The organism is Mycobacterium sp. Aquia_216 (assembly GCF_026723865.1).
Taxonomy (GTDB): Bacteria; Actinomycetota; Actinomycetes; order Mycobacteriales; family Mycobacteriaceae; genus Mycobacterium.
This window is the reverse complement of sequence record NZ_CP113529.1, coordinates 23,612-45,363: the sequence shown is the minus strand read 5'-3', so window position 1 is coordinate 45,363 and position 21,752 is coordinate 23,612. Positions and strand designations below refer to the sequence as shown.

Sequence of the window (21,752 nt, the reverse complement as noted above, 5' to 3'; positions counted from 1 at the left end):
ACCACGACTTTAGTGCCGCAGGCACAATGTCTGCATGACGACTGCGCCGATTCAGCCGCCCCCCGGACCGGCCGACCACGCCGAATCGCAAAAGTTGCTGTTTGGATTCCTCGACCCGGCGAATCGGGCCGATCCCTATCCCCTGGGCGCACAGATTCGGGAACGCGGACCGATTTTGTTGCCCGACGCGCACCTCGCCGTCTTCTCGACATACCGGGATTGCGACGACACCCTGCGGCATCCATCGTCGAGTAGCGACCGGATGAAGTCGACGCGCGCTCAAGAGCAGGTTGAAGCCCAGATCCGGGAACTCACCGCCGCCGGCGCGCCGCCGCCCGCACAAGTCCCGCCGGGCTTTCTGTTCCTGGATCCACCCGATCACACGCGGCTGCGCAAGCTGGTCAGCAAGGCGTTCGCGCCGAAAGTGGTCAACGCGCTGCGGCCCGACATCAGCGTCCTGGTCGGCGAATTGCTCGACGGGATCGCCGCGAAGGGCCGCTTTGACGTCGTCGAAGATTTCGCCTATCCGCTACCGGTGGCGGTCATCTGTCGGCTGCTCGGGGTGCCCCTCGACGACGAGTCGCAGTTCAGCCACGCGTCAGGCTTACTCGCACAATCACTGGACCCGTTCGTCACGTTCACCGGTTCGGCCTCTGACGGTCTACAGGAGCGCCTTGATGCCGGGGCGTGGTTGCGGGAGTATCTGCACGGCTTGATCGCTCGACGACGTACGCGACCCGGCGACGATTTGATGTCCGGTCTGGTCGCGGTGGAGGAGTCCGGTGATCAGCTGACCGAGGACGAGATCGTCTCGACCTGCCTGCTGTTACTGGTCGCCGGTCACGAGACGACGGTCAATCTGATCGGCAACGCGATTCTGGCGCTGCTGCGAGAACCACCGCAATGGGCGGCATTGCGTGAAGACGCCAACCGCGTCTCCGCGGTCATCGAGGAGACTCTGCGCTACGACCCGCCCGTGCAAATGGTCGGCCGAATTGCCCTCGAAGACATGACAATTGGAGACGCCAAGGTGCCAGAGGGTGACGTGATGATGTTGCTGCTGGCCGCGGCGCACCGCGATCCCGCCGAATTCGATCGACCCGATACCTTCGATCCCGATCGGGGACCATTGCGGCACTTGGGATTTGGGCGTGGACTGCATTACTGTCTGGGCGCGCCGCTGGCGCGGATGGAAGCCAGCATTGCCCTGTCGGAGCTGGCGGCGCGTTTCCCGGACGCCCGGCTGGACAGCGAACCTCAGTACAAGGCCAACATCACGCTGCGCGGGCTATCGGAGCTGACGGTCGCGGTCTGATCTCGGGCGGCGAGTCGGACTACGCTGCGCTTTTAGTGACCCGGGCCCAGCTTGGGGGCGAACTGCGGGCAGTAATAGGTGACGGAAGCGGCGATGAAGAAGGCGGACTGATTGCGGTCTAGACCGGAGTGCTGATTGAGGTATTGGTAGGCCTGCTCTTGGTAGTCGAGCATGTCGCATATTTCCTTGGCATCCTGGATCACGGCGCTATCGGGTGCGTTGACCCCGATACCGTTTGCACGTACCTGACGGAGGAAGTCATCCGTCGGAGTTGCCTGCGCGACCGGGGCCGCTCCCGCCGACAAGAGCCCGATAGCCGCCAGGATTCCCAGGGGCTTCCGCACGGCCGCCGCAGCGTTCATTCGTTGACTTCCTTTCGACCTATCCATCAAGGATCTGCTTCCGCCGCCAGTCAATACGGAGGGAGACCATAAGCGGCTTCAATGCACGTGGACCAAACAAGCGGTAAAGAATTATGACCCACCACGACGGCATTTGCCTGCCTATCAGTAAGGCAAGGCTCGGTTGTGGGTCATCGGCTTTTTTGATCTAGCCGCTTTTTATCCAAGGCCCGGCACGATGGCGCTCGGGCTGAACGTGTGCCGCTGATCGGGCCCTATCCGGGTGTTAACTGCGGGCAGAAGTATTTGACCGAGGCGATGACGAACATGGCGGATTGCTTGTCGTCTAGACCGGAGTGCTGGTCAAGGTATTGGTAAGCCGACTCCTGGTAGTCGAGCATGTCGCACACTTCCTGAGCGTCCTGAATCAAGGCGGCATCCGATTTGTGAAGCCCGACCCCATTCGCACGCACCTGTCTGAGGAAGTCATCCGTCGCAGTTGCATGTGCGACCGGCGTCGCGACTCCCGATGAAAGCGCGATAGCCGCCAAGATTCCCATGGCCAAGGGTTTCATGAATGCCGCTGAGTTCATCTGTTGACTTCTTTCCGTTAACCGTCTAGACACCCAGAATCCGCCGCCCCGGTGGGCGCCGCAACAGGTTTTCGCTTCCAGGTCGCTGTGCAAACGCTGTATGGAGGTCGCCGAGTGGCCTCGCGCGTCGGTGCCGAACGCGTAGCGAACCCCGCCTAAGCTGCGGAGCGCAGCCGCCGTTTAGCCCAGGCCCGGGACGATGTCGCCGAGGCGGAAGGTGACCGGCTGCTCGAGTTGTTCGTAGGTGCATGAGCGTGGATCGCGGTCGGGACGCCAGCGGCTGAACTGGGCGGTGTGGCGGAACCGTCGACCTTCCATGTGGTCGTAGCGGACCTCGACGACCCGCTCGGGCCGCAGCGGCACGAACGAGAGATCCTTACCGGCGTTCCACCGCGAGGTCTCGTTTTTCCGTGGGGTGCGCTCGCCGGCTTCGTGTGCGGCCCAGCTCCACGGGTGGTCATCGAAAGTGGTTACCAGCGACTGCAATTCGGTGAACAGTCGCCGCCGTTCGGTCATGGGAAACGCGCCGATCACGCCGACCGATGCGAGCTGGCCGTCGTCTTGGTAGAGCCCGAGTAGCAGTGACCCGATCGCGTCGCCGCCCGACTTGTGTACTCGATATCCCGCGACCACACAGTCGGCCGTGCGCTCGTGCTTGATTTTGAACATGACGCGCTTGTCCGGTTGATACGTGATGCCTAGCGGCTTGGCGATGACGCCGTCGAGACCGGCGCCCTCGAACTCCTCGAACCAAAGCTGCGCGGTGTCCAGATCCGTGGTCGCCGGCGTGACATGAATCGACGGCCCGGCGTCGGCCAGCGTGTCGACGAGTGCCGCGCGCCGCTCGCAGAAGGGGCGCCGGGTGTAGTCCTCGTCGCCGAGGGCCAGCAGGTCGAATGCGATGAAGGACGCCGGGGTGTGCTCGGCGAGCATCCGCACCCGCGAATCGGCCGGGTGAATGCGCTGTTGCAGCGCTTCGAAGTCCAAGCCGTGCTCGGTCGCGATCACGATCTCACCGTCGATCACGCAGCGTCGCGGCAGCTCGGCCCGCGCCGCCGCCACCAGCTCGGGGAAATAGCGGGTCATCGGCCGCTCGTTGCGGCTTCCCAGTTCGACCTGATCACCGTCCCGGAAACAGATGGAGCGGAATCCATCCCATTTGGGTTCATAGGAGGCGTCCGGGGGGATCGCCTTGACCGACTTGGCCAGCATCGGCGAAACCGGGGGCATGACGGGTAGCTCCATCCGGTCATTGTGCTGGAATCGAGACATGGCTGCGGAAGCGGAAGAGCTCGACGTCGACGGGGTCTCGGTACGACTCTCCAACCCGGACAAGGTGTACTTCCCGAAGCTCGGGTCGAATGGCACCAAGCGACGGCTCGCCGAGTACTACCTCGCGGTGGCCGGCGGTCCGATGCTGGACGCGCTGCGCAACCGGCCCACCCATCTGCAGCGCTTTCCGGACGGCATCGACGGCGAGGAGATCTACCAGAAGCGGATTCCGCAGCATCATCCCGACTATCTGGAGACGTGCCGGATCGCCTTCCCGTCGGGACGAACCGCCGACGCGTTGATGGTCACTCACCCGGCGGCGATCGTGTGGGCGGCGCAGATGGGCACGGTCACGCTGCATCCGTGGCAGGTTCGCTGTCCCGACACCGAGCACCCCGACGAGCTGCGCATCGATCTCGACCCCCAGCCCGGCGTCGGTTTCGAGCAGGCGCGCTCCGTTGCGGTCGACGTGCTACGGCCGTTGCTCGATGAGCTCGGGCTCGTCGGCTATCCCAAGACATCAGGGGGGCGCGGGATTCATGTGTTTCTCCGGATCGCCACCGACTGGGACTTCATCGCGGTGCGCCGGGCGGGCATCGCGCTGGCGCGCGAGGTCGAACGCCGCGCGCCGGACGCGGTGACCACGTCGTGGTGGAAGGAGGAACGCGGCGAGCGCATCTTCATCGACTTCAACCAAAACGCTCGAGACCGCACCATGGCCTCGCCCTACTCGGTGCGCCGCACGCCGATCGCGACCGTGTCGACGCCATTGACGTGGGATGAGTTAGTCGGCGCGGAGCCCGACGATTACACGATGGCGACCGTGCGGGACCTGGTCCAAGTTCGCGACGATCCATGGGCCGGTATGGACGACGTGGCCCATTCGCTGACGCCATTGCTGGAGATGGTCGAGGCCGACGAGGAGCGCGGCCTGGGCGATATGCCCTATCCGCCGAATTATCCCAAAATGCCCGGCGAGCCGAAACGCGTACAGCCAAGTCGGGACACCGATCTGACCCGGAAAAACAAGTCGGATTGAATGACGGCGTGTCGTTGGCGCGCATCCGGACAACGATTAATCGCAGCAATTACCAGCCACCCGCGCGCCGTCTGGCATTCTGACGTCGAATCGTCGCGCATGGAGGCGTACGGAATGGTAAGCGGCGCGGGGCGAGTCGCCGGCTGACTGACTACGACTGTGCCGGCTGCGGCACAAATCCCGGCTGGCCCGCCAACGCTTGGGTTGCGTTGTCGCGTGGCCGCAATACCCAGGCGGCCACGAGCGCGATCAGCGCACCTGCGGCGCCGGCCACCGGCGCGGGTCCCGCTGGTCCGCACAGCACCATGTAGCCGAACGCGGACCCGATCACGAGCAAAGCCGAGTGGAGAAGTGTCCAGTGCAGGATCGAGCGCAATCGGAAGGACAAAGCGATGCCGAGCAGCAGCGCAACCACGTGACCGATGGCGGTGAACTCTGCGGTCAAGGCTGCGGCGATGGCGTTGCCGAGCCACCAACCGATCCAAGCCGGTCGCCAACGCGAGGGTATCGACGCGGTGAGGGCCCCCAGAACACACACTGCGCCGTAACTCATCCCCACGTCGGTGGTGTTCGCCAAAGACATCGGCAGCCAGCCCGCCTTCAGCGCGGCGGCCAGCCACACTGCGACGACCAACGTGGCGCCGATATGGCCGAACGCGAACGCGACGACCAAACCCGCACTGCGCCAAATCAATTCACCCAGCGCTAGCAAGCACACCAGGCCAGGTAGCCAAAGCAGCACATGGCCTCCGTCGCTGACGAACGCGCTGCCGACCAACGTGACCACGTGGCCGTGGGCCAGATTGTGCAAGTTGGTGCTCATCTCGCGCACCGCCACGTCATGCGCGTGCGTACCGAGCGCTTTCAGCAGCAACGACACTCCGAGCAGCATGACCGCGTACACGATGGTGGCGGGCAACCACGCCGCTACGGACAGGACCCGCGAACTCATCGCCTTCCAACGATTTTCAACGCGAGGCACTTCGGCTACACCTTCGTGAGCGGTCCGGGTCGCGATGTGCGGCCAATGGTCGCGGCGCCGGTCAACAGCCGTGTCAAACATGCCTATTCCCCACTCGCGTTGTCGATATCCATTGTGACGGAACCTGCACGCTGCGGTGGGTGAGACCAGTCACAGTCGCGAGCGAGCAGGTCAGCGACGGTTTCTCGGCGCACCAGTGCGCGCGTCCGGCCGTCGGCAACGGCGATCAGTGGCGGACGCCCCACCAAGTTGCAGGCGGATCCCATCGAATAGTGATAGGCGCCAGTGCAAGCCACCGCCAGTAGATCGCCGGCGTGAATGTCGGTGGGTAGCTCGACGTCGCGGGCGATCTCTTCCCCGGCTTCGCATTGCCGGCCCACGATCGTGACAGGCGCCGTTGTGGTCGGTACATGCCGGTTAGCCAGTGCCGCTGTGTATTTCACACCGTGCGTGCCCTCCTGCGGGTTATCGACCATGCCGCCGTCAACGACGACGTAGGTGCGCCCGTTGGGCTGGTGCTTGACGGCGATCACCCGGTACAGCGTGATTCCCGCGCGCGCGGCGATCGCTCGGCCCGGCTCGATCACGATCTGCGGGCGGGGATAGGTGTAGTCGGCACAAGCGGATCGAAGCGCGGAGTCGATGACCGCGGCGAGCGTCGACGGGCTGAATTCGGGATCGCCGGAAACGTACGGAACCCCGTGCCCGCCGCCGAGGTCGAGCTGGCTGAGCACGACGCCATGGTGGTCGCGCACCTCAGCCATCAGGGCCACCAACTGCCGGATCGCCGAGCCGTATCGCCCCGGGTCGGTGAGCCGCGAGCCGAGGTGGCAGTGCAACCCGACCAGGTCCAGCCAGGGCTGATCCAGAACACGCCTGACTGCACCGGCCGCCTGCCCGTCCGCCACGGTGAAGCCGAAGCCGGCCCCGTGCTGGCCGGGGGCTTCGATGTCGGGAATCACCCGGACCAGCACGCTTTGGCGGCGACGCACCTGCGTGGCAAGCAGCGCGATCGCGTTCGGGGAATCGATGACGATGCGGCCCACCCCGGCGTCGACCGCATCGTGCAGTTCGCCGGCGGTCTTGGCATTGCCGTGCAGGACGATCCGCGACGGCGGCACCTCGGCTGCCAATGCGGTGGCCAGTTCGCCGGCCGAGCAGACGTTCAGGCCGGCGCCTTCGGCGGTTGCCCATTCGGCCACGGCGGTGCTCAGCAGTGCCTTGCACGCGTAGACCAGCTCGACCCCGGGAAGCGCGGCACGATAGTGACGGATCCGGGCCCGAAATTCGTGTTCATCCACCAGGTAGGCAGGCGTGCCGAACTCGGCCGCGATCTCGGTGACGGCCACCCCGCCGACGCACAGCTGGCCCAGATCGTCGTGGGCAGCACTCGATGGCCAGATTGCGCTGTCGAGGTGCGGGTGCAAACCGTGCCGAAGCGACGGAAGCAAATCGAACAGCGTCATGCTTCCAAATTGAAGCCTGCGGCGACATCGTGCAGCGTTCTTAACGAATCTTTCACACCCGGGTGATCAATCTTCACGGTTTTCCGGGTCGGATACGCCACCCGGCGCGCTTAATTCTTGACGTAGTTCGCCGGGACAAACGGGGTATCTTCGGGTGCTGCCTTTCGCACCGCCAACAGCGCGCGTGCGGCATCGCCAATCGGGATCCGCAGCGGCAGTTGCGGTTTCTCGGCGGCGTCGACGACCTCGGCGGCAACCTGTCCGGGGGTGATCATTCCAGCGCGCGGTCCGCCGCCTTTCAAGATTTCTACATAGGGATCGTCGGGCAGCGTGTAGGTGGTCACATTGTCGAGGGCACCGGAGCTGACCGCGCCGGGTTCGAGCAACGCCGCCTGAACGCCGAACGGTGCAACCTCGATGGCCAGTGCTTCGACGAGCGCCTCCAGCGCCCATTTCGTTGCCGCGTAGGCCGCACCGGGCGGCAGCACGACCCGTCCGACGACGCTGGACATGAACAGCAGCTTGCCGTCGCTGCGGGCGCGCATCTGCGGCAGTACCGCTTGAGCCACCCGAATGGCGCCAATGGTGTTGAGGTTCAACAGGTGTTGCAATTCCGGCAACGGGATGGCTTCGACGGCGGCGTAGAAGATATTCCCGGCGTTGGCGATCACGACGTCGATGTCGCCGGCGGACGCTACGGCAGCCGTGACGCTGGCGCCGTCGGTGACATCGAGGGCCAGCCGTTCGCTGACGTCGAGGTCGGTCAACGTGCGCGGATCGCGTGCGGTCGCCACCACGCGATGCCCGCGACGCGCGAACTCGGTGGCGATGGCGCGACCGATGCCGCGGCTGGCCCCAGTGATCAGGACGGAAGACATACGTTGTGCTCCTTACAATTTCAGTTGATGTTAGGTCCGCATGGTCGCGGGCGTCGACGGAGCAAAGTGGGGCAGATTGCGCCGGACGAACTCGGCCAAAGGGGTCGGCGGACGGTCGAGCATCGCGGCCAGCGCGTCGGGGTCCGGCGGGATCAGGGATTCGGAGCGTTGCGCCAATGCTCCACCGATGGTCGAGATATGTTGGGCCATAGCTACATTGATTGGTGAGTTTGGGTCCGCCTGGGCAGCGGCCTCCAATTCCGTTCGCCACGCGGCGGCGGAGATGGGTTCGAAACGAACGGGCCGACCGGTTTCGGCCGAGATGATGCGCGCCACCTCCACGTGGTCGATCACCTCGGCCGGCGGCGGATAACTGATCCGGGCGGAATCCGGCGGCGGAGCCAGCAGGTGAGCAGCGGCGATCTCGGCCGCGTCGTCACCGCCGATCCATGGTGCCGGTCCTTGGCCGAAGCTGTTGGCAATCACGCCGTCCTGTCTGATCGTGGCCCCGTGCAGAAGCAACACATTTTCGTGAAACAAGCCACCGAACCGCAGCACCGTGGGATTCAGGCCCGCCCAGGTGAAGATCTCCTCGGCAACCGCCTGCGCCTGACCCAGCCGGCTGGGGCTACCGACCGAGGACACGGCCATCGACATCACCACCAGGTGCGGCTTCGACACCATCTCGCTCAGCACCGAGGTCAGATTGGCGGCAGCCGAAACAACGCCTGCCGCAACGGGATAGGTGAAGTAGACAGCGCTGACATCCTGTACCGCCATTGCCAGTGACGCTCGATCGTGCAGATCGGCGATCACGGTCGTGGCCCCGCGCCGCCGCAGTGCCTCTGCTCGCTCGTCGTCGGTACGGACCAACGCGCGCACCGGGCGTCCGCGACTCAACAGCCAATCCACCACGGTCAATCCGGTGCCGCCGTGCCGGCCGGTCGCGCCGATTACCAGGATGGGCGCGCTCATCGACGCAACTCGAAGACCAGCAGGGTGGTGCTCGCGGTCGCGACGAGCTTCCCGGCCGCGTCGGTGACCTGTCCTTCGGCGAACCCGATCCGTGATCCCGCTTTGATAACGGAACCCACCGCGGTCAACGGCCCGCTGTCGACGGTCACAGCTTTGAGGTAGTTGACCTTGATCTCGACCGACGTGTATGCGACTCCCTGCGGCAAGGTGGTGTGCAAAGCACACGCGGCTACGGTGTCGAGCAGCGTGCACACCGCTCCGCCGTGCACCATTCCCAGCGGGTTGTACATGGACGCGTCCGGGGTGCAGGAGAACGTGATACGGCCGTTTTCCACCGCGACAACGCGCATCTGCACCAGCTCTCCGATCGGTGGGGGAGGCAGGTGTCCGTCGGCGACCGCCTGCCAGTAGGAGAGGCCGCTCATCGACGCGACCGTGGCTTGCGTCGTCATGGGATCGCGCCAGGTGATCAATCGCGACTGCGCGTCGCCCCACGGCGACGAACTTGCGGTGTCGGCACGGGAAGCCTCTTGAGAAGTCGTCATGCCATCCCTTCGGAAACTGATCGGTTTACGTTGATAGTGGAAAACTAACCGGATTTTGGAAATTTGTAAACCGAGCGGTGTACCTTGAGGAGATGGCCGAACTAATGACGCGCCCGGCCGGCGGGCGCGGAGCGCGGGAGCGAATCGAGCGTGCGGCCGCCCAGCTCTTCTACCGCCAGGGAATCCACGCAACCGGCGTCGACCTCATTGCCCAAGAAGCTAACGTGTCCAAGCGCACCCTCTATCAACACTTTCCCAGCAAGAACGACCTCGTCGATACCTACCTGCGCGGCATGGATGACCGTGGTGGATCGCCCAGTGAGCAGCGCCTGGACGACCCGACCCTATCCGCCCGGGACCGACTGCTGGCCATCTTCGAGATGTCGCGCCGAGAGGTCATGCGGGGCTGCCCATTTCACAACGCGGCCGTCGAATCGGCAGGCTCGCTGCGCAGTACCGACCAGATCGTGCGGACTCACAAGCAACGATTCACCCGCCGCCTGATCGCGGTCGCGCAGGAGGCGGGGGCCGCCGATCCTCACCTGCTGGGCCAGCAGCTGGCGGTGCTATTCGAAGGAGCGACCGCGATGGCGACGTCGCTGAACGACACCGCGCCCGTCGTGCATGCCCGGGCGGCCGCGACCACGCTGATCGACGCCTCGCTGAACCCTTGACGACCTCATCCCGAGGCTGTTAGACATGGCCTGCGTCACTTATTTGGGCGATCGCCCAAAAAGGACGCGGTGGAGGTTGTCATGGGCCTGGACGGCAAGGTCGCATTCGTGACCGGTGCGGCGCGCAGGCAGGCGGAGGCCGCGGGGTTCGGCTCGCCCAGGCGGGGGCCGACATCATTGCCATCGGCAGTGGCGTCGGGCAGCTCGGGCGACTCGACGTCATCGCGGCTGGCGTAAGGGAATTTCTTCGATGACTGTCACGAACGACACCGAGGTCTACTACGACCCCTACGACGTCGGCATCAATGCCGATCCGTATCCGACGTACGCACGGCTACGCGAAGAAGCCCCGCTGTACTACAACGAGCAGTACGACTTTTGGGCGCTATCAAGGCATTCCGATGTCGAGTACGGGCTGGCCAACTGGGCGACGTTCTCGAACCGCCGCAGTGACATTCTCGAGTTGGTCCAGTCGAAATTCGATATGCCCCGTGGTGTCATGATGTTTCAGGATCCGCCCGAGCACACGATGCTGCGCGGGCTGATGTCGCGGGTGTTCACGCCGCGCCGGATGGCCGTAATCGAAGACCAGATCCGGCGCTACTGTGTCCGCTGCCTGGATCCACACGTCGGATCTTCGGGATTCGACATCATTGCCGAACTCGCATCGATGATGCCGATGCGCGTGATTGGAATGCTGTTGGGAATCCCTGAATCCGAACAGATCTCGGTCCGAGACGCGAATGACGCCAATCTGCGCACCAAACCGGGGGCGCCCCTCAAGGTCGCCAATGCCGACTCCATCGCCGACGGCCGGATCTACGCCGACTACGTCGAATGGCGATCGAAGAATCCGTCCGACGACCTGATGACCACGCTGCTCAACGTGGAGTTCGACGACGAGGAGGGTGTGCACCGCAAGTTAACCCGCAAAGAGGTGCTGCACTACACCCAGGTGGTCGCCGGTGCGGGCAACGAGACGACCGGGCGGCTGATCGGCTGGCTGGCCAAGGTGCTCGCCGAACACCCGGACCAGCGCCGGGAAATCTACCAGGATCGCTCGTTGCTGAACCGCACGATCGACGAGACATTACGGTTCGAACCCACGGGCCCTCACGTAGCACGTTGGATGGCAGCGGATTTCGAGTGCTACGGCACCACCGTTCCGGCCGGCAGCGCGATGCTGCTGTTGTTCGGCGCCGCTAACCGCGACCCGCGCCGGTACGCCGATCCGGACACCTTCAACATCCGTCGCGACAACATCTCGCACATCACATTCGGCAAAGGCGTGCACTACTGCCTCGGGGCAAACCTGGCGCGGCTAGAGGGACGCGTCGCGCTGGACGAGATCCTCAACCGCTGGCCCGAATGGGATATCGACTACGACACAGCACAACTCGCGCCGACATCGACCGTGCGCGGCTGGGAGCGACTGCGGGTCGTGCTGCCCTGATCGGCTGCGGTCAACCCTACGCGCCGCGGCTTCGGCGAGCTTTCGGCTCCGGCATCTCGAAGCGGTCCAGGAAGCGGTTGACCAGTGCGACGGCTTCCCGATGACCCCCGGAGGAGCCCAGCCCCTCCTCCAAAATCAGGGTGCGGCCGATCGCAGCGATGACAACGGCGAGTCCGGCGGGCGGGAACTCGTTGGCGTCGAGGCCATGTTCGCGGACGATGAAATTCAGCGCGGTGATCTGCATTTCGCGCCAGCGCTCCGACCAGGCTGCGATTTCGGCTTGGATCTCCTTACGGTGATTGGCAAGTCCCATGAATTCCAACAGCAACCTGGTGTCCTTGGGCGCGATGAGGGTATCCCAAAACGCGTGCAGTGGGCGGTCGGACGCCAAAGCCTTCTGCTGACTCTCTAAGTACCCCGCGGCGCCGCGGCGGAAGACGGCCAGGTACAACTCGTCCATCGTGGGGAAGTAGTAGTGCACCAACGCCGCTTTGACGCCGGCCTTCGCGGCCACCCGCCGCGAAGTCGCCGCGGCGTAACCCTCCTCGACCATGATCTGACTCGTCGCGGCCACCAGCATGTCGCGCGTCGTGGAGTCTCGCACCTTCGGTCGCTCGGATGCACTCACAGTGTGGTCTTATCACACCGCCGGTTCGGCGACCATGTCGAAGAACGCGGCACCGGAAGTTCGAGTCGGTAGTTCGCATACCGATCGTCGTACTCGCCAAATCGCGTCCGCTTGGCCAAGATCTTCGACTTTTCGGACGGTATCGCGCCACTCGCGCCCGCCGGTGGCGTTGGTCGCTCGCACCGCGAAGCGAAACGGAGGCCGATCCATAGGCTTGCCGTAATCGATGCCGGGTGATAGGCATGTGAAGCCGACCGTTTGAGCGATCGCTCAGGAAAGGTGGATGACGGCTTGAGCGCGAAGACGGCGGTTGTGGCCCGCGGTGGGGCGCATCGTCAACATCTCGTCGTCCAGCACGCATTCCGGCCAACCGTTCGTGGCCCACTACGTGGCGGCGAAGTCCGCGGTGAACGGACTGACCAAGTCGCTCGCGCTCGAATACGGCCCGAGCGGGATCACCGTCAACGCGGTGCCGCCGGGGTTCGTGGACACACCGATGCTGCGCAGCGCCGAGCGCCCCTGAGGAGGCCGGCTACATCACCGGACAGATTCTCGGCGTGAACGGTGGTCGCAATACCTGATATCGACACAGAGCCAGATCCCAAGAGATTCAAGGAGTTTGATGTACGACAGGGACCAACTCTTCATCGACGGGAGGTGGGCAGCCCCGGCTTCAGGCGGGGATTCGGCGGACGCCATCTCGGTGCTGTCCCCGCACAGTGAGGCCGTCATCGGCCGCGCGGTGTGCGCGGGACCTGCTGACGTGGACCGCGCGGTCGGCGCCGCCCGGGCAGCTTTCGACAGCGGACCGTGGCCCCGCCTGCAACCGGCGGAGCGGATCGAGGCCATCACTCGGCTCGCCGGCATCTACAAGGAGCGGCGAGCCGATATGGCCGCACTGATTTCGGCCGAAATCGGCGCTCCCATCACGTTCGCCAAGATGGCGCAGGTTCGGCTGCCGCTGACCATGATGTCGGCATTTTGCAACTTCGCCGCCGGCTACGAATGGCAGCAGGAACGTCCGGGGCTCTACGGCAAGAACATCCGGATCCGTAAACTTCCAGTGGGCGTCGTAGGCGCGGTGGTGCCGTGGAACATGCCGCAGTTCCTCACCGTCACCAAGATCGTGCCGGCGCTGCTGGCCGGCTGCTCGGTAGTGCTCAAGCCCGCGCCCGAGTCGGTACTTGACGCGCAATTGCTCGCGGAATTGGTTGCGGCAGCAGATTTTCCGCCGGGTGTGCTGAACGTGTTGCCTGGCGGTCGTGAAGTCGGCGAGCTGCTGGTGCGGCATCCCGGCGTCGACAAGGTTTCGTTCACCGGGTCCACGGCCGCCGGCCGGCAAGTGGCACTTGCCTGTGCCGAGGGACTGAAGCAGGTGAGCCTGGAACTGGGCGGCAAGTCGGCAGCCGTCGTGCTCGACGACGCCGACCCCGCAGCCGTCGCCACCGGAATTCAGATGGCCAGCCTGGCCAACAGCGGGCAGGTCTGCAACGCGCTCAGCCGGATTCTGGTGCCCGAGCAGCGCAAGGACGAGTTCGTCGACGCGTTGGCCGCCGGAATGGCGTCGATGACCGTCGGCGACCCGGCTGATCCCGACACGCAGATCGGTCCGCTGGTCGCCCAGCGCCAGCAGGAGCGAGTCCGCGGTTACATCGAGTCGGGCAAAAGCGAAGGGGCGCGGCTGGTTACCGGCGGCAGCGAGATGCCCGACGGACTCGATGCCGGTTGGTACGTGCGACCGACGCTGTTCAGTGACGCGAACAACGACATGCGAATCGCGCGCGAGGAGATCTTCGGGCCGGTGCTGACGGTCATTTCCTACCGTGACGAGGAGGAGGCGATCCGGATCGCCAACGATTCCGAGTACGGGCTGGCCGGGTCGGTGTTCACCGCCGACGTCGAGCGCGGCTACGGCGTCGCGGCCCGGGTCCGCTCCGGCACCTTCGGCGTCAATGAGGGCTACATCATGGACCCGGCAGCACCGTTCGGCGGCGTCAAGAACAGCGGCTACGGTCGCGAGCTCGGAACCGAGGGAATCGACAGTTACACGGTGAGCCAATCGATTTCGGCAGCGGCAAGCACCTAACGAATATCGAGCCCTCGATGTTGCGGCGAGCGTGAAGCTGGCCGCACGCTCGGCGCCCAACGTGAAGCTGGCCGCACGCTCGGCGCCCAACGTGGCCGCGGCATTTCGCGCAGACCGTAACCCGCGCCCCTATCTGGGTGCGACGTGTGTTCGTACCTAGCGAAAGAAGCGGTCATGACCTTGCCCGACGCTGTGAAACCACCGCCAACGCGCCTACTCGCTGCGCCCGATCAATCGGCGGGCAGACTTTGGAAGTGGCTCAGCAATCCGCCGACCGGTGGGCCCGCGGCGATCATTCTGATCCGTCTGATGGCCGGAGGCGTGTTCTTGTGGGAGGGCATCCTCAAGTTCGTCTACCACAATCAGGGTGGCGGACGATTCGCCCTGATCGGCATTCCCTTCCCGGAGACGATGGCGACGTTTGTCGCGCTGCTCGAGATCGTGGGCGGCATCCTGTTGATCTCCGGCCTTTTCACCCGGCTGATCACGGTGCCGTTCATCGTCGAAATGTTGGTGGCGATGCTGTCGACGAAGATCGCGATGTACCTCGGAACCTCACCCTTGCCTTTACCGCCGGCTCCGCCTAAGACTGGCCTATGGGCGGTATTGCACGAGATCCGCTCGGAGTATGCGCAGCTGATGAGCGTCGCCTTCTTGCTGATCGTGGGGCCGGGGCCGTGGTCGATGGATGCGCTGCTGGGGCGAAAGCGGCGCGGGGTCGCCAGCGCGCGTTTGTAGATCGGAGATCAGGTGAGCGATCAGACCGGCATCGACACCACCGTCGCGCCCAGCGGGGCCGGCTGTGTGGAGTGCGCGCAACACCAGGGCTGGTGGTTTCACCTGCGCCGGTGCGCCCAATGCGGTCACATCGGCTGTTGTGACCAATCGCCGGGCCAGCACGCCACTGCCCACGCCGAAACCGCCAAACATCCGCTGATCGCCAGTTTCGAACCCGGCGAGGATTGGTTCTACGACTACCGGGACCAACAGTTCTACGACGGCCCGGCGCTTGCCCCGCCGCGACATCATCCGCTTGACCAGTCGGTGCCAGGACCCGCCGAGCGCCTCCCCGCCGACTGGCAACGCCGGCTGCATTGACCCGGTGGATCGAGACACGGTTAAGAGCTCATTAACCGGGGAACTGTCCAGGGAACCATCCACAGATAGGGAAGCGCGTGGCCCCGAGTTTTCAGGACGTGATCCAGTCCAAGTACCTGCTGCTGACCACCTTCACCAAGGACGGCCGTCCCAAGCCCACGCCGATCTGGGGGGTGCCCGAGGGCGACAAGCTTCTGGTCATCACCGACGACGGGTCGTGGAAGACCAAGCGGATCAACAACACGCCCAGGGTGACGATCGGCAAGAGCGGCGTGTTGGGCAAACCCAAAAGTGAAGAAGTCGAGGGCATTGCCCGCGTCCTGCCGAAGTCGGAGACGCGGCGCGTCTACAACGCCGTGCTCAAGCGGTACTGGTACCACGCCCCGTGGTTCTACGCGCACTCGATCGTGCGCGGCGGCATCGACAAGGTGCACGTCGGCCTCGAGATCAAACCCGGCGTCTAGCAACGCTCCCAGCGCCAAACGCCACGGTTAGGGTTGATCCGTGGCACAGGAAGCTTCCCGGACGTCGTCGATCTTGGCTTTGGTCGCGGCGGCCCGCGTCGGAGTCGGAGCCGCCATGCTGCTCGCGCCGGATCGGTTCTTCCGGCCCGACTCGGGTACCGAGACGCTGCTGATGCAGACGACCGGAATTCGGGACGTCGTCATCGGGTCGGGTGCCTGTGCGGCGTTGTTGCGCGGTAGCGACGGCGAGTTCCGGCGCTGGGCCGCCTTCGGCTTGATCAGCGACAGCGCCGACCTTGTGCTCGGGCTGCGCAGCACGCGCCTCGTCGGGACCAAGAGCGCCCTGATCGCCACGCTCGCCCCCGTGCCGTTCGTTGCCGCGGGCGTGCGCGGCTTCGTCCGCAGCCTTGGAGAGGGCGGCCGGCCCTAGCCGCCGGCGCGCCGCAACGCGTCGATCGTGTCGGCCACGGTTTCGCGCGGGTCCCGATAGGTGATGCCGAGCTCTTTCTCGCTGGGCGAATCATCGGATGCCGGGATCTGGGTGTAGTACTGCATCCCGGCCGCGGTGAACGGTGTATCGAAGGGGAGGAACCGCCCCGCCCTATCCAGAACCGCTCCCGCGACCCGCAGCGCGGTGTCGGGAATCGGAACGGCGACCATCGTGGTGTCGGCGGCTTGGCCGAGCAACTCCGCGAGTTCGGACGGTGGGACCCGGTGTCCGCCGGCGGTGTAGCGGCGCGGCCCGCGGCCGGGCTCCAACAGCGCGGCGTGCAGCGCGGCCAGATCGCGGACGTCGACGATCAGCCAGCCTCCGCTGCGCCCGGGGATCACGTGCATCTGCAACGCCGCTTTGACACCCTCACCGACCTCGCCGTATTGCTTGCCGACCGGCGGCCCCAGCACCATGCCCGGATAGGTGATGTTCACCGGTGCGCCGGCGTCCTGCAGGCCGCGCGCGTAGATGTCGACCTGGGCCTTGGATGTTCCGTAGCCGTCGGCGCCGCCGACCACCGGAAGATCCGCTGTCATCGTCTCCAGGCCGGGATGAAACAGCGCGGTGAAGCTCGACACGTGCACGATCGGGTCCAGACCGAGTTCAACCGCCTGGCCGAGCACGTTTTGTGCGCCCTGCATATTGGTGGTCAGCATCTCGTTGGTCTGCCGCGGATCGGTGGCCACCAGAGCGGCGCTGTGCACGACGGCGTCGCATTCCTGCAGCGCTTTCCGCACCGAGACGCGATCGATGATGTCGCCCACGGCGAAGTCCGACACGTCGACGCCCAGCTGGGCGACCGAGGTCTGCAGCCGATCGGGATTGCGCACCAGAAATCGAACCGAGTGCCCCGCGTCGGCGATGGCTTTTGCAGTCCACCCGCCCACAAATCCAGTACCGCCCGTTATCAGAACTCGCACGCAGCGATTCTCCAAGGCCCATCGCCCGCGCGGCAACCGGGTGGGGTGTTGCTACAGATGACTGGTGACGTAACTCGCGGCTTGGCCCGTCATGCCGTTCACGACATACGAACCGTGAGCCGCGGCGTCGGTGCCGTTGCCGCAGATCGGATCGCCGGGAGCGCACAGTTGCAGCGTCTTGCCCTGATACAGCGGGCCGATGGCGATCGCCGGCGCGCCGTAATGCTCGAGGAATTGATTCGACGGTGTGCCGAACAGGGTGACGGCGGCGATGTGCTTGGCGACGTCAGGTGGCATCGGCGACGGCACCGAAGCAGCCGGGACGCCGTTGGGCACGGCCGACGAAGTGACGAAACCGGCCACGGCCGCGCCCTGCGAGAAACCGCCCAGCACTTCCCGGGTCTTGGGGCAGTTCGCCGCCATCGACTCGATGTGCGAGCTGGCGTCACGAATCCCGTCGATGAACGTAGCGGCGAAATCGGGGCTGCCGAAGTCGCTGCTGGCCGGATAGTTCACCGGATACACCGTGAGGTTCCGGCTGCCGAGCTGCCCGCGCAGCGCATCGACGAAACCCGAACCGATGCCGCCGACACCCGGCGGCTCGCTGGTACCGCGCGCAAACACCACCTCGACGTCGGGACAGTCGGCGCTTGCCGGCGGGGCATCGCCGCTGACCAGCACCGCAGTCGCCATCAGCGCGGCTATTCCGCCGGCCGCCGCGAGCCTGCGCACCCGGCCATCGATCAACTTCGAGAAATTCATTTCCTGTCCCGCCGCGTAGTTCCGATTCCCCTTTATCGGTATTCGATGCAGGTGGCGGTAAGGATTGCCCAAAGCCTGATTTCTCAATCGCTACCGCGGAGCGAGCCGGAATACCGGAATACGGCGGCCGACCGCCGCCGTCGCGGCGCGGTAATCGCCGTAGCCGGGGTAGGAACATTCGGCGAGCTCGTAAAGCCGCGTGTGCTCGACGGGATCGGTGACCTCGGTGGCCACGAAGCTGTCCCCACCCAATTCACACTCGGGATGCGCTTTGAGGTTGTAATACCAATTCGGGTGCGTGCTGCCGCCGAAGTTGGAGGCGACCGCGATCACGTCGCCGCCGTCGTGGAAGTAGGAGATTTGGGCCTCACGCGGCTGACCGGTTTTGGCGCCGGTCATTTTCAACGTCGCCGACGGTACAGCAAACATCCCCCAGGACACGTTGCCGCGGGACACCCGCATCAGCCACGGATCGGTGTTCGCGGCAATGTGCTGTGCGAGAAACTTTCCCGGCGCACTGCGCGCGAACTTTGTCATGGTGCGGGTGAACACCGTGCTGCGGCGCTGCGGGTCGACGAACGGCAGTGACATGAAACGACCATAATCTGCTCATCGAGCGCAGGGGAGTCTTTCGGCACGGCCCACCCTCCGCTGCCATGGCGTGTTGCTGGTGCGCGCTGCGCCCGCAGAAAGACGACCAGCAGGTCTACCGGGTGTCTTCAGTAAACCTGCTGGTCGAGGCTGAAATCTATTTCTTGAAGGCGTCCTTCACCTTTTCGCCGGCATCCTTCAGGCTGGACTTGGCCTGATCTCCGCGGCCCTCGTTCTTGGTGTCGTCGTCGCCCGTGACCTTACCGATGGCTTCCTTCGCCTGTCCGCCGAGATCCTCGACTTTGTTCTTGATCTTGTCTTCGGTGCTCATGCGTTGTCGCTCCCTACTGACTCGATGGTGTTCTCTGTGCGGCTACCCCGGTGGGGGATTCCGAAACCCCCCGACTCGGGTCCGCTCACCGCGCGGCCAGCGATGCCGGACGTGCTAACACGGCAAAGCTGGCAAACAACCGGACCGCCCGGCCGGCATGGGATGGATCACAATAGATCCATGGGGATGCCATGAACACCGCAACGGTGGTGGCGATAGTCGTGGTGCTGATGCTGCTGGGGCTGGGCATCGTGATCAATCAGCTGTTGCGGCTGCGGAAGTTTTTGAAGGATTCACCCCCCGAGCCTTTGCCCGATGCCGATGCCGCGCAGCCCCCGGAGCACGATCCGCCCAAGTGACTTTCGGGTCTTTGCTCGACTGATAGCTTCGATCTGTAATCGCACCTCATCGGGGAGGGGCCGCCGCGGCGGTAGCTGCCCGATGCGCACAACGCTCGGGGGCACCATGACACCGTCGACTCTGCTCACCACCGACGACGGCCTGCCCCCGGGTATGTCAGGGGCCGCGGACCCGCATTTCGCGACTGTGGTCAAGAAGTTCGCCCAGCAGTTCCCGGGGCGACGGTTCGGCGGGGGAGCCCTGTCCGTCTACGTCGGCGGCGTTCCCGTCGTCGACGTGTGGACCGGGTGGTCGGACCGCGCCGGCACGCGGCCCTGGACCGCCGATACCGGCGCGATGGTGTTCTCGGCCACCAAAGGTCTCGCGTCGACGGTGATTCACCGGCTGGCCGACCGGGGCTTGCTGTCCTACGACGATCCGGTCGCCGAGTACTGGCCGGAGTTCGCGGCCAACGGTAAGGACGACATCACGGTTCGCGATGTGCTTCGGCACCGCGCCGGTCTGTCGCACCTGCGCGGCGTCACCAAGACAGAGTTGATGGATCACCTGGCCATGGAGGAGCGGCTGGCCGCCGCGCCCGTCGACCACCTGCGGGGCGTGCAGGCCTACCACGCGCTGACGTACGGCTGGCTGCTGTCCGGGCTGGCCCGGGCAGTCACGGGCAAAGGTATGCGCGAGCTGATCCGTCAGGAGGTCGCGCGCCCGCTCAACACCGATGGCCTGCATCTTGGCCGCCCACCCCAGGGCTCGCCGACCACACCCGCGCAGATCCTGATGCCGCAGAAAAGAATTATGCGGACCCCGCTACTCAACTTCGTCGCCCCGAGGGTGGCCAACATGCGGTACTCCGGGGCGCTGGGCGCGATGTACTTTCCCGGGATCATGTCCCTGATGCAGGGGGACACCCCGTTCCTGGACGGCGAGATTCCCGCGGCCAACGGCGTGGTCACCGGCCGCGGTCTGGCCAAGATGTATGCGGTGCTGGCCAACGACGGCCGCGTCGACGGCAAGAAGTACCTGTCCAAGGAGTTGGCGCGGGGGCTGACCGGGCAGGCGCGAATCAAGTGGCCGGACGCAAACATGGTGGTGCCCATGCCTTTTCACCTCGGCTACCACGAATCGCCGGTGCCCGGTCTGTTGCGCGGGTTCGGGCACGTGGGTCTGGGCGGGACGCTCGGCTGGGCAGACCCGGAGGTGGGCGGCTCGTTCGGATACGTCCACAACCGGCTGTTGACGACGCGGGTGTTCGACATGGGATCGTTCGCGGGCTTGGCAGGTCCGCTGCGCTCCGCGATGGAGGCCGCCCGTCAGCAGGGTCCGGTCGAGGTGCCACAACTCGGTGCGACCTACCCCAAGCCCGGCCGGCGACGGACGACCGTGCCGGCCACGGCTGCTTCCGGGGACTAGATCTTCGCGAAGCCGCGGGGGAGCGTCAGCGGAAGGTCGGCATAAGTGGCGATGCCGGGCGCCGCGGCGACGACGGCGGGGATCGCGTTGATGGCGGGCACTGCCGTCATGATGTGGCCGAGGTCCATGAATTCCTCGAGCGTCGTGGCCTCGAAATACGGTGGCGGCAGGAAGCCGACCTTGGTCGTCACCGTCGGCTGACCGTCGATCTGGATGACCCAGCCGTCCTGCTCGATCTGCCAGTCGGGTTCCAGCGTTTGCCCCTTTTTCCACCGGACGTTGAGGTCGATCAGGGTCTTGCCGCCCACGATGCCCTGCCAACTGATGTAGGTGCCCGCGACGTGTCCCGCGGGGATGGTCCACGAGGCCATCTCCAGGTCCGCCGTGGTCTGGGCGAACTCGGCGACACACTTGACCTCGTCGAGTTCGACGCCGAGCGCGTCGCCCACCAGCCGGACGGCTTCGCCGAAGATGGCGGTTCCCTTGGCGGCCATCGCTTGCAGGTCCGGGTGGTCGATCGGCTGGCCGAAGCCCACCGGCCTCTCGGTCTCCGGTGAGTCGTAGAACGTGGTGTCGGCAGCCTCGTTGACGGTGACCTTGTCGACGCGGTTGCACACCATCGCCGACACGATGGCCAGCAGCTCGGCGAACCCCGGGCTCACCCCGGACCCGAAGATCGTCGAGCCGCCCAACTCGGCGGCCTCGAGGATCCGGTCGCGGCCCTCGCCCAGGTTGTGCCCGGTGATGAACGATGCCGTGGTCACCACGTTGACACCCGCGGACAGGATTGCGACCAGCTCGTCGACGTTGATCCACATCGGGTTGTAGACCACGCAGTCCGGTTTCAGCGCGAGCAGCGCCTCGACATCGTTGGTCGCGGCGACCCCGAGCGGGGAGATGCCGACCAATTCGCCGGCGTCGCGCCCTACCTTGTCCGGCGACCATGCGAAGCACCCGACCAGTTCCAGGATGGGGTTGTCGGCGATCGACTTCAGCGAGCTCTTGCCCACGTTTCCGGTGTTCCACTGAACTACTCGATAGGTGTTTGGCACTCGCTCAGCATAGGGAATAGTTCTCGT

Annotated in this window: 24 protein-coding genes and 2 pseudogenes; 12 read left to right on the top strand and 14 right to left on the bottom strand. The window is 65.2% G+C overall.

What is annotated here, in order from left to right:
• Nucleotides 1-34: 34 nt before the first annotated feature.
• On the top strand, nt 35-1,315 hold the full coding sequence (locus OK015_RS00215; protein ID WP_268128360.1) for a cytochrome P450: 1,281 nt from the start codon (nt 35-37) through the stop codon (nt 1,313-1,315).
• 32 nt (nt 1,316-1,347) lie between these two features.
• On the opposite strand, the gene OK015_RS00210 is transcribed toward OK015_RS00215, so the two are convergent.
• From OK015_RS00210 to OK015_RS00200, 3 genes are all read right to left on the bottom strand, one after another.
• Entirely contained in the window at nt 1,348-1,677 is a 330-nt protein-coding gene (locus OK015_RS00210; protein ID WP_268128358.1) for a DUF732 domain-containing protein, read from the bottom strand.
• A 254-nt stretch (nt 1,678-1,931) separates the two neighbouring features.
• On the bottom strand, nt 1,932-2,249 hold the full coding sequence (locus OK015_RS00205) for a DUF732 domain-containing protein (RefSeq protein ID WP_268128357.1): 318 nt from the start codon (nt 2,247-2,249) through the stop codon (nt 1,932-1,934).
• A gap of 180 nt (nt 2,250-2,429) precedes the next feature.
• Nucleotides 2,430-3,494, bottom strand: a complete 1,065-nt coding sequence (locus OK015_RS00200; RefSeq protein ID WP_268128355.1) for an ATP-dependent DNA ligase — start codon at nt 3,492-3,494, stop codon at nt 2,430-2,432.
• A 25-nt stretch (nt 3,495-3,519) separates the two neighbouring features.
• Here OK015_RS00200 and ligD point away from each other — a divergent pair, with 25 nt between their 5' ends.
• Nucleotides 3,520-4,560, top strand: coding sequence for a non-homologous end-joining DNA ligase (gene ligD, locus OK015_RS00195; protein ID WP_268128353.1), 1,041 nt, complete (start codon nt 3,520-3,522; stop codon nt 4,558-4,560).
• Between the two features lie 151 nt (nt 4,561-4,711).
• Here the strand turns inward: ligD and OK015_RS00190 are convergent, their stop codons facing one another.
• From OK015_RS00190 to OK015_RS00170, 5 genes and pseudogenes are all read right to left on the bottom strand, one after another.
• Nucleotides 4,712-5,512 carry a rhomboid-like protein gene (locus OK015_RS00190; RefSeq protein WP_326498536.1) on the bottom strand — a complete coding sequence of 267 codons (801 nt, stop codon included), beginning with the start codon at nt 5,510-5,512 and terminating at the stop codon, nt 4,712-4,714.
• Between the two features lie 185 nt (nt 5,513-5,697).
• A pseudogene (lysA, locus tag OK015_RS00185) lies at nt 5,698-7,008 on the bottom strand (diaminopimelate decarboxylase); the annotation flags it as partial.
• Nucleotides 7,009-7,118: 110 nt separating this feature from the next.
• Nucleotides 7,119-7,886 (bottom strand): SDR family NAD(P)-dependent oxidoreductase, encoded by a 768-nt coding sequence (locus OK015_RS00180; RefSeq protein WP_268128351.1) that lies wholly within the window; start codon nt 7,884-7,886, stop codon nt 7,119-7,121.
• Nucleotides 7,887-7,916: 30 nt separating this feature from the next.
• On the bottom strand, nt 7,917-8,861 hold the full coding sequence (locus tag OK015_RS00175; RefSeq protein ID WP_268128349.1) for an NmrA family NAD(P)-binding protein: 945 nt from the start codon (nt 8,859-8,861) through the stop codon (nt 7,917-7,919).
• Nucleotides 8,858-9,406 (bottom strand): PaaI family thioesterase, encoded by a 549-nt coding sequence (locus OK015_RS00170; protein WP_268128348.1) that lies wholly within the window; start codon nt 9,404-9,406, stop codon nt 8,858-8,860. The genes OK015_RS00175 and OK015_RS00170 overlap by 4 nt, the downstream gene beginning before the upstream one ends.
• A 92-nt stretch (nt 9,407-9,498) precedes the next feature.
• Between OK015_RS00170 and OK015_RS00165 the strand changes: the two genes are divergently transcribed.
• Nucleotides 9,499-10,080, top strand: a complete 582-nt coding sequence (locus OK015_RS00165) for a TetR/AcrR family transcriptional regulator (RefSeq protein WP_268128347.1) — start codon at nt 9,499-9,501, stop codon at nt 10,078-10,080.
• Nucleotides 10,081-10,330: 250 nt separating this feature from the next.
• On the top strand, nt 10,331-11,533 hold the full coding sequence (locus OK015_RS00160; RefSeq protein WP_268128346.1) for a cytochrome P450: 1,203 nt from the start codon (nt 10,331-10,333) through the stop codon (nt 11,531-11,533).
• 16 nt (nt 11,534-11,549) lie between these two features.
• On the opposite strand, the gene OK015_RS00155 is transcribed toward OK015_RS00160, so the two are convergent.
• Nucleotides 11,550-12,113 carry a TetR family transcriptional regulator gene (locus OK015_RS00155; protein ID WP_268132343.1) on the bottom strand — a complete coding sequence of 188 codons (564 nt, stop codon included), beginning with the start codon at nt 12,111-12,113 and terminating at the stop codon, nt 11,550-11,552.
• A gap of 373 nt (nt 12,114-12,486) precedes the next feature.
• On the opposite strand from OK015_RS00155, the pseudogene OK015_RS00150 reads away from it, so the two are divergent.
• The 6 genes and pseudogenes from OK015_RS00150 to OK015_RS00125 all read left to right on the top strand — a co-directional run.
• Nucleotides 12,487-12,742, top strand: a pseudogene (locus OK015_RS00150) (SDR family NAD(P)-dependent oxidoreductase); the annotation flags it as partial.
• A 41-nt stretch (nt 12,743-12,783) separates the two neighbouring features.
• Nucleotides 12,784-14,247, top strand: a complete 1,464-nt coding sequence (locus OK015_RS00145) for an aldehyde dehydrogenase (protein WP_268128345.1) — start codon at nt 12,784-12,786, stop codon at nt 14,245-14,247.
• A 174-nt stretch (nt 14,248-14,421) separates the two neighbouring features.
• Nucleotides 14,422-14,985: a DoxX family protein gene (locus OK015_RS00140; protein WP_268128343.1), complete on the top strand. Its 564-nt coding sequence runs from the start codon at nt 14,422-14,424 to the stop codon at nt 14,983-14,985.
• A 12-nt stretch (nt 14,986-14,997) separates the two neighbouring features.
• Nucleotides 14,998-15,345: a UBP-type zinc finger domain-containing protein gene (locus OK015_RS00135; protein ID WP_268128341.1), complete on the top strand. Its 348-nt coding sequence runs from the start codon at nt 14,998-15,000 to the stop codon at nt 15,343-15,345.
• A gap of 77 nt (nt 15,346-15,422) precedes the next feature.
• Entirely contained in the window at nt 15,423-15,809 is a 387-nt protein-coding gene (locus tag OK015_RS00130; RefSeq protein WP_268128340.1) for a PPOX class F420-dependent oxidoreductase, read from the top strand.
• 40 nt (nt 15,810-15,849) lie between these two features.
• Nucleotides 15,850-16,239 (top strand): hypothetical protein, encoded by a 390-nt coding sequence (locus OK015_RS00125; RefSeq protein ID WP_268128339.1) that lies wholly within the window; start codon nt 15,850-15,852, stop codon nt 16,237-16,239.
• Here the strand turns inward: OK015_RS00125 and OK015_RS00120 are convergent.
• The 4 genes from OK015_RS00120 to OK015_RS00105 form a co-directional block, all read right to left on the bottom strand.
• Complete coding sequence (locus OK015_RS00120; RefSeq protein WP_268128337.1) at nt 16,236-17,222, bottom strand: SDR family NAD(P)-dependent oxidoreductase; 987 nt, start codon at nt 17,220-17,222, stop codon at nt 16,236-16,238. The two genes, OK015_RS00125 and OK015_RS00120, sit on opposite strands and share 4 nt — an antisense overlap.
• A 51-nt stretch (nt 17,223-17,273) precedes the next feature.
• Entirely contained in the window at nt 17,274-17,915 is a 642-nt protein-coding gene (locus OK015_RS00115) for a cutinase family protein (protein ID WP_268132342.1), read from the bottom strand.
• Nucleotides 17,916-18,074: 159 nt separating this feature from the next.
• Complete coding sequence (locus OK015_RS00110) at nt 18,075-18,575, bottom strand: nitroreductase family deazaflavin-dependent oxidoreductase (RefSeq protein WP_268128336.1); 501 nt, start codon at nt 18,573-18,575, stop codon at nt 18,075-18,077.
• A 157-nt stretch (nt 18,576-18,732) separates the two neighbouring features.
• Nucleotides 18,733-18,906 carry a CsbD family protein gene (locus tag OK015_RS00105; protein WP_268128334.1) on the bottom strand — a complete coding sequence of 58 codons (174 nt, stop codon included), beginning with the start codon at nt 18,904-18,906 and terminating at the stop codon, nt 18,733-18,735.
• 191 nt (nt 18,907-19,097) lie between these two features.
• Here OK015_RS00105 and OK015_RS00100 point away from each other — a divergent pair, with 191 nt between their 5' ends.
• Nucleotides 19,098-19,265, top strand: a complete 168-nt coding sequence (locus OK015_RS00100; RefSeq protein ID WP_268128332.1) for a hypothetical protein — start codon at nt 19,098-19,100, stop codon at nt 19,263-19,265.
• 106 nt (nt 19,266-19,371) lie between these two features.
• Nucleotides 19,372-20,673 carry a serine hydrolase domain-containing protein gene (locus OK015_RS00095; protein ID WP_268128330.1) on the top strand — a complete coding sequence of 434 codons (1,302 nt, stop codon included), beginning with the start codon at nt 19,372-19,374 and terminating at the stop codon, nt 20,671-20,673.
• Here OK015_RS00095 and OK015_RS00090 read toward each other — a convergent pair.
• The gene (locus tag OK015_RS00090; protein WP_268128328.1) at nt 20,670-21,725 is read right to left on the bottom strand and encodes an NAD(P)H-dependent amine dehydrogenase family protein; all 1,056 of its coding nucleotides are present in this window, start codon (nt 21,723-21,725) and stop codon (nt 20,670-20,672) included. The two genes, OK015_RS00095 and OK015_RS00090, sit on opposite strands and share 4 nt — an antisense overlap.
• Between the last annotated feature and the right edge of the window lie 27 nt (nt 21,726-21,752).